General features: G+C 71.9%; 11 protein-coding genes. 6 read left to right on the forward strand and 5 right to left on the reverse strand.

Translation table 11 applies throughout. The features are described from left to right. Positions 1 to 30: 30 nt before the first annotated feature. The gene (locus ACZ45T_RS19510; protein ID WP_468442851.1) at positions 31 to 693 is read right to left on the reverse strand and encodes a methyltransferase domain-containing protein; all 663 of its coding nucleotides are present in this window, start codon (positions 691 to 693) and stop codon (positions 31 to 33) included. Between the two features lie 216 nt (positions 694 to 909). On the opposite strand from ACZ45T_RS19510, the gene ACZ45T_RS19515 reads away from it, so the two are divergent. Beyond that, on the forward strand, positions 910 to 1,641 hold the full coding sequence (locus ACZ45T_RS19515) for a response regulator transcription factor (protein WP_468442853.1): 732 nt from the start codon (positions 910 to 912) through the stop codon (positions 1,639 to 1,641). Further along, entirely contained in the window at positions 1,638 to 2,753 is a 1,116-nt protein-coding gene (locus ACZ45T_RS19520) for a sensor histidine kinase (protein ID WP_468442855.1), read from the forward strand. Before ACZ45T_RS19515 ends, ACZ45T_RS19520 begins: the two co-directional genes overlap by 4 nt. Before the next feature lie 107 nt (positions 2,754 to 2,860). Here the strand turns inward: ACZ45T_RS19520 and ACZ45T_RS19525 are convergent, their stop codons facing one another. Both ACZ45T_RS19525 and ACZ45T_RS19530 read right to left on the reverse strand, forming a co-directional pair. Continuing rightward, positions 2,861 to 4,165 carry an MFS transporter gene (locus ACZ45T_RS19525; RefSeq protein WP_468442857.1) on the reverse strand — a complete coding sequence of 435 codons (1,305 nt, stop codon included), beginning with the start codon at positions 4,163 to 4,165 and terminating at the stop codon, positions 2,861 to 2,863. Continuing rightward, positions 4,162 to 5,343 carry a PLP-dependent cysteine synthase family protein gene (locus tag ACZ45T_RS19530; RefSeq protein WP_468442859.1) on the reverse strand — a complete coding sequence of 394 codons (1,182 nt, stop codon included), beginning with the start codon at positions 5,341 to 5,343 and terminating at the stop codon, positions 4,162 to 4,164. Before ACZ45T_RS19530 ends, ACZ45T_RS19525 begins: the two co-directional genes overlap by 4 nt. Positions 5,344 to 5,832: 489 nt before the next feature. Between ACZ45T_RS19530 and ACZ45T_RS19535 the strand changes: the two genes are divergently transcribed. Further along, positions 5,833 to 6,072 carry a hypothetical protein gene (locus ACZ45T_RS19535; protein WP_468442861.1) on the forward strand — a complete coding sequence of 80 codons (240 nt, stop codon included), beginning with the start codon at positions 5,833 to 5,835 and terminating at the stop codon, positions 6,070 to 6,072. Between the two features lie 270 nt (positions 6,073 to 6,342). Here the strand turns inward: ACZ45T_RS19535 and ACZ45T_RS19540 are convergent, their stop codons facing one another. Together ACZ45T_RS19540 and ACZ45T_RS19545 are read right to left on the reverse strand one after the other, a co-directional pair. Then, entirely contained in the window at positions 6,343 to 6,705 is a 363-nt protein-coding gene (locus tag ACZ45T_RS19540; protein ID WP_468442862.1) for a hypothetical protein, read from the reverse strand. Positions 6,706 to 6,904: 199 nt separating this feature from the next. Beyond that, complete coding sequence (locus tag ACZ45T_RS19545) at positions 6,905 to 8,890, reverse strand: carbohydrate-binding protein (protein ID WP_468442864.1); 1,986 nt, start codon at positions 8,888 to 8,890, stop codon at positions 6,905 to 6,907. A gap of 215 nt (positions 8,891 to 9,105) precedes the next feature. On the opposite strand from ACZ45T_RS19545, the gene ACZ45T_RS19550 reads away from it, so the two are divergent. From ACZ45T_RS19550 to ACZ45T_RS19560, 3 genes are read left to right on the forward strand one after another with little or no spacing between them, the layout of a single operon-like run. Continuing rightward, positions 9,106 to 10,452: an ABC transporter substrate-binding protein gene (locus tag ACZ45T_RS19550; RefSeq protein WP_468442866.1), complete on the forward strand. Its 1,347-nt coding sequence runs from the start codon at positions 9,106 to 9,108 to the stop codon at positions 10,450 to 10,452. Further along, positions 10,449 to 11,372 (forward strand): carbohydrate ABC transporter permease, encoded by a 924-nt coding sequence (locus tag ACZ45T_RS19555; RefSeq protein ID WP_468442868.1) that lies wholly within the window; start codon positions 10,449 to 10,451, stop codon positions 11,370 to 11,372. Before ACZ45T_RS19550 ends, ACZ45T_RS19555 begins: the two co-directional genes overlap by 4 nt. Then, on the forward strand, positions 11,369 to 12,196 hold the full coding sequence (locus tag ACZ45T_RS19560) for a carbohydrate ABC transporter permease (protein ID WP_468442870.1): 828 nt from the start codon (positions 11,369 to 11,371) through the stop codon (positions 12,194 to 12,196). Before ACZ45T_RS19555 ends, ACZ45T_RS19560 begins: the two co-directional genes overlap by 4 nt. Position 12,197: the final 1 nt, after the last annotated feature.

Below are 12,197 nucleotides of genomic sequence, written 5' to 3' on the forward strand. Positions count from 1 at the left end.
GGGGCGTCCGCGTTTCGTAAGGTCACAGCACTAGGGGGTGTCCTGCCGAGCAGGCCGGATCAGCTCGACGAAAGGCCGTCCCGCCGCGTGCCACCGGCGGGCCGAGGTCCAGCCGGCCCGCTCGGCGTGCGCGCGCAGGGCCTCGGCGCCGACGCGGGCCCACGGGAAGGGGGAGCCCAGGCGTCCGCGGCCGTCGTCGACCCGTACCTCGCACCGCTCGTCGACATCGGCGACGGCGCACTCGGCGATGATCTTCCCGGTGGGGCTCGTGAGCTCGCCCATGCGGCGCAGCAGCGCGACCGGATCCCCGCCGATGCCGATGTTCCCGTCGATCAGCAGGGCCGTGCCCCAGCGGCCCTCCCCGGGCAGGGGGTCGAAGACCGAGCGGCACAGCGCGGGTCCGCCCGCCCGTTCCGTGCGGGCCACCGCTTCGGGGCTGAGGTCGATGCCGAGCACCCGGTGTCCACGGGCCGCGAGGGCGGCCACCAGCCGGCCCGGCCCGCAGCCGATGTCGAGGACGGCGCCGCGGCATCGCCGCAGTACGGACCAGTCGGCGTCGTCGGCGGCCTCGCACCAGCGCTCCACCTCCAGGGGCAGCAGCCGGCCGTCCCCGCGCCGCAGGAACAGCGGGCCCCGCCCGGACCTGAGCGCGTCGTTGTACGGGTCCGCCCGCCACGCGGTGGGCGCGCTCACGAACGCGTCCACCGCGTGGCGGGGACGCGGGCCCAGGCCCGGGGCAGGGCCCCGGCCTCGTTCACACGGGGGAGTACGGCATCTGGGGTCACGTGTTTCACCGTAGGAAGGCGAACACCGGGGAAGGGCCACCAGCTCCTTACGAAACGCGGACGTCGCCCGCTCCGGCGCCCCGGCCCCTCCGCCGGGGGCCGGGCTGATGCGACCCTGGGACCCATGAGCAACACCGAACCGCAGGCCCGGGTGCTGGTGGTCGAGGACGACCCGACGGTCGCGGAAGTCGTCTCCGGCTACCTCGCACGGGCCGGCCACGCCGTCGAGCACGCACCCGACGGCCCCGACGCCCTGCGCCGCGCCGCCGAGCGGTGGCCGGACCTGGTCCTGCTCGACCTGATGCTGCCCGGCATGGACGGCCTGGAGGTGTGCCGGCGGCTGCGGGCGACCGCCCCCGTACCCGTGATCATGCTGACCGCACGCGGCGACGAGGACGACCGGATCGCGGGCCTGGAGCTCGGCGCCGACGACTACGTCACCAAACCCTTCAGCCCCAGGGAACTCGTCCTGCGGGTCGAGTCCGTCCTGCGCCGCAGCCGGGGCAACCAGCCGCTCGCCGCCCCGGCGCGGTCACCGCTGGAGGCGGGCGACGTACGGCTCGACCCGGCGACCCGGCGGGCAGCCCGGCGGGGCCGCGAACTGGCCCTCACCCTCCGGGAGTTCGACCTCCTCGCCCACTTCCTCTCGCACCCGGGACGGGCGCACTCCCGGGAGGAGCTCATGCGCGAGGTGTGGGGCTGGGACTTCGGTGACCTGTCCACCGTCACCGTCCACGTGCGCCGGCTCCGGGCCAAGATCGAGGACGACCCCGCCCGGCCCCGGCTGATCCAGACGGTATGGGGCGTCGGATACCGCTTCGAACCCGGACCGCCGGAGCCGGAGGCCGCGTCATGAAGGACGTCCTGCTGATCGTGCTCTTCGCACTCGGCGGCGCCGGCTGCGCGGGACTCGCAGGGGCGCTCGCGCTGCGCCTGGTCCGTCACCGATCGGTCGCCGTGTCCCTCACCGTGGTCGCCGCGGTCACCGTCACCGCGATGCTGGCCGGAACCCTGGCCGTCGCCCGGGCGATGTTCCTGTCCCCGCACGACCTGCGGGTGGTCACCGTGGTCGTGGCCATGGCGGCCGTCGTCGCCCTCGCCACCGCACTGCTGCTCGGTCGCTGGGTCGTCGCGCGCAGCCGTGAACTCGCGCTCGCGGCACGCGACTTCGGCGACGGAGGCCGGTTCGCGGCGCCCCGGACGGCAGCCACCGCCGAACTCGCCGCGCTCTCCCGGGAACTGGCGGCGACCAGCGCCAAACTGGACGCCTCGCGCAAACGGGAGCGGGCCCTGGAGGCCTCGCGGCGCGAACTGGTCGCCTGGATCTCGCACGACCTGCGGACCCCGCTGGCGGGACTGCGGGCGATGGCCGAGGCCCTGGAGGACGGCGTGGCGGCCGACCCGGACCGCTATCACCGGCAGATCCGCACCGAGGTCGACCGGCTCAACTCCATGGTCACCGACCTCTTCGAACTCTCCCGCATCCACGCCGGAGCGCTCAGCCTCAACCCCAGCCGGATGTCCCTCTACGACCTGGTGGACGATGCGCTCGCGGGGGCCGATCCGCTCGCCCGGGAACACGGCGTGCTGCTGGTGGGAGAGCCGGTGGCCGCCGTACCGGTGGAGGTCGACGGCAAGGAGATGACCCGGGTCCTCTCCAACCTGCTGGTCAACGCCATCCGGCACACCCCTGCCGACGGCACCGTCGCCCTCGCCGCGGAGCACCGGGCCGATGCGGTCGTGCTGTCGGTGACCGACGGCTGCGGCGGCATTCCGGAAGAGGATCTGGCCCGCGTCTTCGACACGGGCTGGCGCGGCAGCGCCGCCCGTACCCCGCCGGCCGGGGCGGGGCTGGGCCTGGCGATCGTCCGCGGCATCGTCGAGGCCCACGCGGGGCGCACCGAGGTGCGCAACGTGCCGGGCGGCTGCCGCTTCGAGGTCACCCTCCCGGCGGCGGCCCCGGCCTGACCGGCTCGCCGCCGGTCGAGGCCCATCGGAGCACGCGGCCCGCCCGCGACCGGGCGGAAGGGGCGGGCAGCGGTGGCCGCCCGCCCCTCGCCGGTGCGGATCGCCCGTCAGATCGTCACGGTTTCGGGCCGCGTCCGCGCCGCGGGGGGCGCGAGGCGGCCGGTGCGGTGCAGGCCGTACAGGGCGGCGGCGCACAGCAGGCCGAGGGCGAGGAGCGCCAACCATGGCAGCGCGGACATTCCGGCGTCACGGGCCGCGTCGAGTGCCGCGCCGGTGAGCAGGTTGCCGAGGGTGATGCCGATCCCGCAGATGGTGTTGTACAGCCCGTAATGCGTGGCGACCAGACGGTCGTCGGCGAGCCGCACGATGGTGTCCATCTCGAACGGGTAGGCGATCATGGTGCCCAGGGCCAGCAGCAGTGCGGCCAGCGCCGGCGGCACGGCGGCCAGCAGCCACCGCCCGGTGCCACCGTCCGGTACGGGTACGGTCGTGGCCGCCAGCAGCGGCACGAAGGCCAGGCCCATCGTCAGCAGCCCCCAGGTGAGCGCGCGGCCCGGTTCCATGCGGGCCTTGCACCAGGTGGTGATCTTCGTCTGGAAGAGGATCGTGCTCAGTCCGGAGACGGCGAACAGCCCCGCCACCGCCGCCGCGGCGAACCGCCCTTCGCCGCCCAGGCGCCGGACTTCCAGGGGGAGCGCGAGGTAGACCTGGAAGGACATGACGTACGAGCCGATCATGGCCACCGAGAAGAGCAGGAAGGGCCGGTTGGCCAGCATGCCGCGCCACTGCGTGAGCACGCCCTCGGCCGGGCCGTCCTGCCGCTCCTTCGTGTCGTCGCCCCGCCGGGCGGGCAGGGCGCGGATCTGGACGAGGCTCAGCACGGCGAAGATGCCCGCCGCCACGAGGCACGTGACGCGGAAGTCGACCCCGGTGAGCACCATGCCGACCAGCGGACCGAGGAGGATGCCGGCCTGGTAGAAGACGTTGAACAGCGCGAAGGCCTCGACGCGCCGTTCGCCCGCGTCGTGGGCCAGGTAGGCGCGGGTGGCCGGGTTGAAGAGCGCCCCGGCCAGGCCGGTGGCGGCTGACGCGGCCAGCAGGGCGGGTGCGGAGTCGACGAGTCCGAGGGTGGCGAAGCCGACGACGCGCAGCGCCATCCCCGCGATGATCATCGGCTTGTAGCCGAGGCGGTCGGCTAGGGTGCCGCCGATCAGGAACATGCCCTGCTGGCTGAAGTTGCGCACGCCGAGGATCAGCCCGACCAGCCAGCCCGCCAGCCCGAGGGGGCCCGCCAGGTGGGCGGCGAGGTAGGGCATCAGCATGTAGAAGCCGAGGTTGATGGTGAACTGGTTCACCATCAGCAGCTGCACGCTGCGCTCGTACGTGCGGACCTGCGCGAGGGTGCCCTTCACGCGCTCCCGCCCTTCGCGCCGCCCTTCGCGCCGCCGGTCCCGCCCCCCTTCGCGCCGCCGCCGGTCCCGCCTGCGCCGGTCCCGTCGGCTTCCGGCGCCCGGCCGCCCAGCGTGAGCGGGTCGACCACGGTGGTGCACCGGGTCCAGTGGGTCACCTCCTTCTCGTTCAGGCGGCCGATGACCTCGGGTTCGGGCGCGGGCGGTGAGCCGAGGAGGCCGTGGGCCGCGCAGTAGTCGTCGTCGTAGACGGTGCCGAGGTAGCGCTGCGGGCCGTCGGGGAAGACCGCCGCGATCCGCGTGTCCTTCGGCAGGGTGCGGGCCGCCCAGCCCGCCACGAGCGCGACGGCGCCGACGCTCCAACCCCCGGTGGCGTAGTGGGAGGACGCCAGTTGGCGGCAGGTCCACACGGCCTCCGCCGGGGCCACCCAGTGCACTTCGTCGAAGTGCTCGTACGCGACGTTGCGCGGGTAGATGCTCGAACCGAGGCCGCGCATCAGCCGGGGCCGGGCGGGCTGTCCGAAGATCGTGGATCCGACGGTGTCCACGCCCACCAGCGTCAGCTCCGGGTAGAGCTGACGCAGCACGCGCGAGATGCCGGCGGAGTGGCCGCCGGTGCCCACGCTGCACACCAGGACGTCGATGTGCCCCAGCTCGGTGGCCAGTTCGAGGGCGAGCGGGGTGTAGGCGGAGGTGTTGTCGGGGTTGTTGTACTGGTCCGGGCACCACGAATCCGCGTGCTGTTCCATGAGTTGGACCACCCGGTCGCGGCGCGCCTGCTGCCAGCCGCCCGTCGGGTGCGGTTCGGAGACGACGTTGACCTGGGCCCCGTACGCGTTCAGCAGCCGGGTCATGGACATCTCCAGGCCCGGGTCGGTGACCAGGGTGACCGGATGGCCGTACACCATGCCGGCGAGCGCCAGGCCGAGCCCGAGGGTGCCGCTGGTGGACTCGATGATCCGGGCCCCCGGCTTCAGGTCACCGCGGGCACGGGCCCGCTCGACCATGTGCAGACCCGGCCGGTCCTTGATCCCGCCGGGGTTGAATCCTTCCAGCTTCGCCCAGAAGCCCCGTCCCGCAGGGGCGAGCGGCTCCGAGACGTGGAGCAGCGGGGTGTTGCCGACCAGCCCGGAGAGGGTGGATCGAGCGGGGGGAGTCACGTCGGTCGTTGAGGAATGCATGGGTTCGCTCTCGGTCGGTGATGCGCGTCGTGTAGTCGCTCGTGTCGCAGGCGCATGCCGCCGCTTCGGCGCAGGGCTGAGCGCCCCGGCGGTGCGTACGGCTGCGTGGCGAGCGGTCTAGGCCGTCTCTTTCGGATCTTGTCGGCCGAGCCCGCGGCGTCTGGTGCCGTGCATGGCAAGGCGGAGGGGCGTGCCGCGTACTGGACGTACTCGGGCGCCCCGACAACGCGGCCAGGTGCGGTGCCAGGCGTCGCGGGCCCGACAAGATCCGAAAGAGACGGCCTAGATGCGCCACCGACAGGTGCTGGTCAGTGTGGAGCGGCCGCTCTGGGGCGGATGCGGTCCGCAGGCCCGCCGGGGGGACGCCGACGGTTCGAGGGCCGGCGGTTGGCCGGCCGAGGACAGGAGCGCCGGCCCCGGCGCGGCCGCCGTGGGCTGAGACGTGTTCTGCGTCTGGGGAGTGAGGCCGGGAGAGACGCAGACGGAGTTGTGATCGTGCTGGGGGTGGTGGTCCTCGCCGGCCCCGACCGGCGCCGCCGTGCGCACCGCGTTCTCGACGGCGGACACCGTCGCCGAGGCGTGTCCGTGTCCGTATCCATGTCCGTGCCCGAGGCTGTGGCCGTCGTCGGCGGGATGGAAGGAGCAATGGACCGTCGCGAGCAGCAGCAGGCCCAGCAGGCCCGCGAGCACACGGCCGGGCCGGGCGACTGCTCGGTGGGCGCGGCGTAGGAGGGGGTGGCGTACGAGCAAGTGGCGTACGAGCAAGTGGCGTACGAGAGGGTGGCGGGGCACAGTTCCTCCGTGCGGCAGTCGCCTCCCCTGTGGGGCACGGGGAGTGGCTGGACAGGCGGCGGGCATCATCGGCGATCCGCCCTGCGGGACGGCGAGTCCGTGGTCACAGGGCCTTGGGCCGTCAGGGAAACTGGACGATTCCGAACATAGCGGCCGCAGGGCCGCATACGCGTGAGCGGAGTCGCCGGCCGGATGCGCGCGCCGCCGCTATACCTGGAGCACGCTCGAAGTTCCGGGGTGCCGCGGCAGGGAAGGGCCGCCGTACCCCGCTGTGCGATGGGGCGCGATGCCCGGACAGTCCGCGGAGGAGCGCCGCGCTTCGACCAGCGGGACGGGACAAGGCGTGTCCGGCGCGGCCGTCTGCCGCGGGGTCCCCACAGCGCACTCGTGCGCGGGGTGGGCCGGCTCCGGGTGGCCGGGGGCCACCAGCGCCTGCACGATGCTGGCGCCGCCGCCACCGATCGGCGCGGGGGCGGACGCGCGGTGGGCCGCATGGCCCGATGTGGGGTCCTCGATGGCCGCGCCGAGCGTACAGAGGAAGCCCAGGAGCAGGATGATCAGCCCAAGCAAGCCCGCGAGACCCGCACTTGAGCGGGCCCGTGCAGCGCATAAGTGCGGTCGGGCTGTCATCACGTGGTGATCTTAAGGGCTGCTCCGCGTGGCGGGGGAACGAGATCTGGACAGTTGCTCCCGGGATCGGGGAAGTGGCCGAAGCCCGCCGGGACGGGCGCGGGCCGATCAGCCGTGGCGATCGGCCCGCGCCCGGACGTCAGCCGGCCTGGACCGTGACCGTGCGGCCCGGAGCGACCACCGGGGTCACGTAGGTGTACGTCACCCCGTCCACCACCTTCGTCCGGGCCGGCTGGGCCACCCCGTCGACCTGGAGCGTGGCGTAGGTGCCGGGGAAGCGTGCCTCCCAGGTGTAGGGGGAACTGCCCGAGTCGTGCGTGAGCGAGGACTTCGTCGCCCCGTCGTGGCGCAGCGAGAAGGCCGAGTCACCGACCCGGAGGTCGTCGATCCGCAGCCAGTCCATGCCCGACGGCAGCCGGGACTGGGTGCTCAGGGCGTGCGCGGGCGCGTTGGGTGCGACGCCCATCAGGCCTTCGACGCTCTGGCCGAGCAGGGTGAAGGAGACCTCGGGGTAGTCGCCGTTGGTGCCCTGCTTGGTGTTGACGTGCTGGACGTCCTTCCGGTCGTAGACGTGCTTCATCCACTTCCAGGCGGTGTCGTTGCGGTTGTTGCGGAAGAAGGTGTCCGGCAGGTAGGTGAGGGCTTCGATGTTGGTGGGCCGGTCCGTCCCCGAGGCCTGCTGGTCGATGTAGTCGAGGTAGGCATCCCGGCGGGCGCCGGGATCGAGGATCTGCTTCATCGGCATGAACCAGCTGTTCTCCTTGCCCCAGCCGGTCAGAGCCCGCCCGTCCGTGGTGTATCCGCGCACCATGTTCGCGCCCGAACCGCTGCCGCTCCAGGTCGAGTTGAAGTACATCTTCAGGTCCCGGGCCTTGGCCTCGTACCGGTCGGCGAGCACGCAGTCACCCTTGCCGCGCGCCAGCGAGGCCATCGCCAGGTACGCCTGGTACTGGGAGCCGATCGCGTCGCCGGCCTCGGCGAGGGGCTCGCCGCTCTGCTCGTTGTAGCTGGCGGTGCCTTGGAAGATCCCCTGGCCGGTGCCCTCGGCCACCTTGACCGGCCCGTTGTCCTTGAGCCCGTCGTGCAGGGTGACGAACTCGTCGGTGGCGTGCCGGTAGAAGTCCCACAGGACCGGATCGTCGATGTAGGAGCGGTCCCCGCTCCAGCGGTACGCCTCCTCGGACTTCTGCACCAGCTCGAAGGTGGCGGGCACCTCGCGGACGAAGTTCGTGGGGCTCTTGTAGTCGATCGAGAGGTAGGTCCTCGTGTCGAAGTTGAGGGCCCACGCCGGGTAGTACTTGTGCTCGGCGGTGGCGGACGCGGCGAAGGAGCGGAGCATCGTCTTGTTCTCCGCGTGCAGGCCGAGGACCCCCGCGCCGGCCAGCTGGTGGGCCATGTCGCGCGAGTAGTAGCCGCTGCGGTTGGCGTAGCCGGCCCAGTAGGAGGCGGCGTAGGTGCCGGTGCCGCTGCCACCGGTGTGGTTCTCGTCGACGTTGAGCGGGCCCTGGGTGCCCGGCAGGTGGACCCAGCTGTTGGCCTTCCGCTTGGACCAGTCGAACATCTCGACGATCTTCGGGTCGGAGGAGCTGATCCGCGGGTTCGCGGGGGAGGCGGGGGAGAGCATCACGTCGTCGGCGTTGACCCAGGCGTCCCCCGACTCGAAGGCGATCTGCAGGGTGTCGCCGGGGGCGAGGCCGATCCGGCTGAGCGTGTAGCGCCGGTAGTTGGAGGCGCTCGGCAGGGTCTGCGCCGCGACGACCGTGCCGTTGACGCGGGCGACGAACCGGCCGTTCGGCCCGCCCGTCGCGATCCAGGCGGATATGTCGTACGTGCCGCGGCCCGTGGCCGTCACGTTCTGGGACACCTTCATCCCCGGCCCGCCGTCGAGGTAGGCGAGCCGCGCCCCGCCGTGCGGGTAGTTCGTGGCGACCCCGGAACCGGAGGTGAACTGCCAGCCCCCTCTGCCCTGTTCGAAACCGGGGTTGGCGAGGGCGAGCGCGGCGGGCGCGGCCTGCCTGGCGGTGGTGCCCGGGGGCGCCGCCGCGGCCGGGCCGCCGAGGGCGAGCGGGGTGAGCGGGAGGAGCAGGGCGAGGGCGGACAGGAGCGACACACGGGAACGCGTCATCGGGTTCTCCCGGGTTGTGGTGGGCGGCCGGCCTGCGCTGAGCCGGGCGCGCGGCACGCTAGCAACCCTCTTTGAGGATTTGCAATAACTCTTGTCAAAATCCATTGTCGGATCGGACTGAAAGATTTCATCGCAGTCTTGCAAGTCGACAGGTGGCGTGGTTACAGTCCTGGCCAGTCGGCTTCCGTAACGGTGCGAGCAGGGGTGGATCAGGCATGGAACTGGAACGTCGCAGAGTGCTGCAGATGGGCGGCGCGATCGCCGCAGGAGCCGGGCTCACCGGCCTGACCGCCTGCTCCGGCACGGGTGACACGGGCCAGGGCGGCTCCGCCGGGGAGAAGGACAAGGGCAGGATCGCGGTCTGGTCCTGGCAGGGGCCGGCCGCCGAAATGAAGGCGCTCGTCCCGGAGTTCAACAAGAAGTATCCGGAGATCGAGGTGACGGTCGAGGACATCGGCAACCCGGCGATCTGGGACAAGATCACCACCGGCATGGCGGCCGGCGGCCAGGGCCTCGCCGACGTCCTGCACATCGGCGTCGACTACCTGCCGGGCTACGTGGAGAAGTTCCCCGGGGGCCTCGCCGACCTCGGCCCGCTGGGTGCGGACGCCCATCGGGACGCCTTCGCCCCGGGCCTGTGGCAGACCGTGTCCCCCGACGGCAAGCGCGTCAACGCCCTCCCCTGGGAGGCCAACTCGGCCGGCTTCTACTACCGCGCCGACCTCTTCGAGAAGGCCGGGGTCGACGTCGGCGCCCTCCAGACCTGGGAGGAGACCATCGAGGCCGGCAAGGAGATCAAGCAGAAGACCGGCGCCCACCTGCTGGGCATCGACAAGCCCGCCTCGCAGGCCGACGCCGCCAACTTCTTCCAGATGCTCCTGCAGTTGCAGGGCGCCTTCTACTTCAACCACGCCGGGGACATCACGCTCGACTCTCCGGAGGCCGTGAAGGCCATGACCCTCATCAAGACGATGAACGACGCCGGCCTGGTCAGCGATCTCGCCGGCGGCTGGAACGCCCTGATGAGCTCCCTGAAGCAGGGGACGGCGGCCGTCCTGCCCATGCCCACCTGGTTCGGCGGCATCATCGAGGAGCAGGTCCCCCAGGAGGCGGGGAAGTGGAGCGTCCGGCTTCCCCCGGCCGTGCGCCGGGGCGGCGCCACCGCGGCCACGGTCAACTCCACCCACCTGGCCGTCGCGGGCAGCAGCAAGCACCAGGCCGCCGCCTGGTCGTTCATCGAGTTCGTCCTCACCCGCCCGGCCTCGCAGGTGCAGATCTACAAGGGCAAGGGCATCGCGCCCGCCCTGATGAAGGCCTACGACGACTCCGCCTTCCACGAGTCCTCGCCGTTCTTCGGCGGAGTGAAGAAGGGCGAGGTCTTCCTGGAGGCCCTGAAGGCGCCCTCGCCCGCCTTCAACTACACCGCCGACTACGCCCGCGCCCTCAAGCTGGTCACCGACGCCCAGTCCAAGGTGCTGCTGGCCGGCGCCGAGCCGGCGAAGGTCCTCAAGGAGGCCGCCGACCAGCTCGCCCAGCAGACCGGACGCAAGGTCTCCCGATGACCGTGACGCTCACCGGCCGCGCGGCCCCGGCCGCCCCCGCCCCGGGGGCGGCCGCGAGGTCCCGGCCGCGCCGGCGCGTCGCCCCGTACCTCTTCGTACTGCCCGCGCTGCTGCTCTTCGCCGCCTTCAAGATCTACCCCATCGGCCGGTCCTTCGTGATCAGCCTCCACAAGACCGTCGGCGGGACCGAGCGGTACGTCGGCGCCGACAACTACACGCGGCTGCTCGGCGATCCGCTGTTCTGGACCGCCCTGAAGAACACCGCGGTGATCCTCGCCGTCCAGGTGCCGGTCATGCTGGCCCTGGCCACCGGGATCGCCGTGGCCCTGAACTCCCGTCTGCTGCGCGGCCGCGCGGTCTTCCGGCTCGGCTTCTTCCTGCCGATGGTCACCGGCCTGGTCGCCTACGGGATCATCTTCTCCGTCCTGCTCAACAAGGACTACGGGCTGGTCAACTGGCTGATCGGGCTCGTCGGCCTGGACCCGGTGCCGTGGCTGACCGACGCCCTGTGGGCCAAGGTCTCCCTCGGCCTCGCACTGACCTGGCACTACACCGGATACAACGCGGTGATCCTGCTCGCCCGCCTGCAGTCCGTGCCCGCCGAGCTGTACGACGCTGCGGCCGTGGACGGCGCCGGCGCCTGGACGTCCTTCCGGCACGTCACCCTGCCGGGCCTGCGCCCCGCGCTCCTGCTCACCACGGTGCTCTCCACCATCGGCACCCTGCAGATCTTCGACGAGCCGTACGTGCTCACCGGCGGCGGCCCGGACAACGCCACCCTGACCATCGGCGTGTACCTCTACCAGAACGCCTTCAAATACTTCGACTTCGGATACGCCTCCGCCATCGCCTACGCCCTGACCGTCCTCATCGGGATCCTCGGCGTGATCCAGTTCCGCTTCCTGGGGGAGAAGTCGTGACCGCCCACCACCGAGGCAGGAGCATCCTGCTCACCTCCGGACTCGCCATCGGCCTCGCCGCCGTCCTGCTCCCCTTCTACTGGCTCGTCGTCGCGGCCACGCACAGCTCCCAGGAGATCTTCGACAGCCCACCGCCCCTGCTGCCCGGCAGCCACCTGGCGGCCAACCTGGAAACGCTCCAGGAAACGGCGCAGTTCGGGCGGGTGATCCTCAACTCCCTGCTCATCGCCGTGGTCTACACCCTCTGCGCCGGCGTCGTCTGCGCACTGGCCGGCTACGGCTTCGCCAAGTACCGCTTCCGGGGCCGCGAAGCCCTCTTCGGGCTGCTCATGCTCGGGCTCGTGGTCCCCGCCCAGGTCACCCTCGTACCGCTCTTCCAGCTGATGGCCGAGCTGCACTGGCTGAACACGTACCAGGCCGTGATCATGCCCAACATGGCGCTGCCCTTCGGCATCTTCCTGATGCGCCAGTCGATGGCCGCGCTCCCCGACGAACTCCTCGACGCGGGACGCATGGACGGCTGCGGCGAACTGCGGCTGTTCTGGAAGGTGGTGCTCCCGCCGATGAAGCCCGCCCTGGCCGCCCTCGCGATCTTCCTCTTCCTCTACCAGTGGAACGACTTCATCTGGCCGCTGATCGTCCTGCGCGACAGCGCCTCGTTCACCGTCCCCGTGGCCCTGGCCTCCCTCCAGGGCCTCGACGAGACCGACTACGGCGCGATCCTCGCCGGAACCGCCGCCGCGGCCATCCCGATGGCCCTCGTATTCCTCGCGCTGCAGCGCCAGTTCGTCTCCGGCCTGCTCGCCGGCGCCGTGAAGGAGTGAC

This window comes from Streptomyces sp. NPDC030995 (assembly GCF_055571215.1).

Bases quoted from the DNA above. Each gene is read 5' to 3' on its own strand.
- ACZ45T_RS19515 (WP_468442853.1), top strand. From the start codon at position 910: ATGAGCAACACCGAACCGCAGGCCCGGGTGCTGGTGGTCGAGGACGAC.
- ACZ45T_RS19520 (WP_468442855.1), top strand. From the start codon at position 1,638: ATGAAGGACGTCCTGCTGATCGTGCTCTTCGCACTCGGCGGCGCCGGC.
- ACZ45T_RS19530 (WP_468442859.1), bottom strand. From the start codon at position 5,343: ATGCATTCCTCAACGACCGACGTGACTCCCCCCGCTCGATCCACCCTC.
- ACZ45T_RS19545 (WP_468442864.1), bottom strand. From the start codon at position 8,890: ATGACGCGTTCCCGTGTGTCGCTCCTGTCCGCCCTCGCCCTGCTCCTC.
- ACZ45T_RS19550 (WP_468442866.1), top strand. From the start codon at position 9,106: ATGGAACTGGAACGTCGCAGAGTGCTGCAGATGGGCGGCGCGATCGCC.
- ACZ45T_RS19555 (WP_468442868.1), top strand. From the start codon at position 10,449: ATGACCGTGACGCTCACCGGCCGCGCGGCCCCGGCCGCCCCCGCCCCG.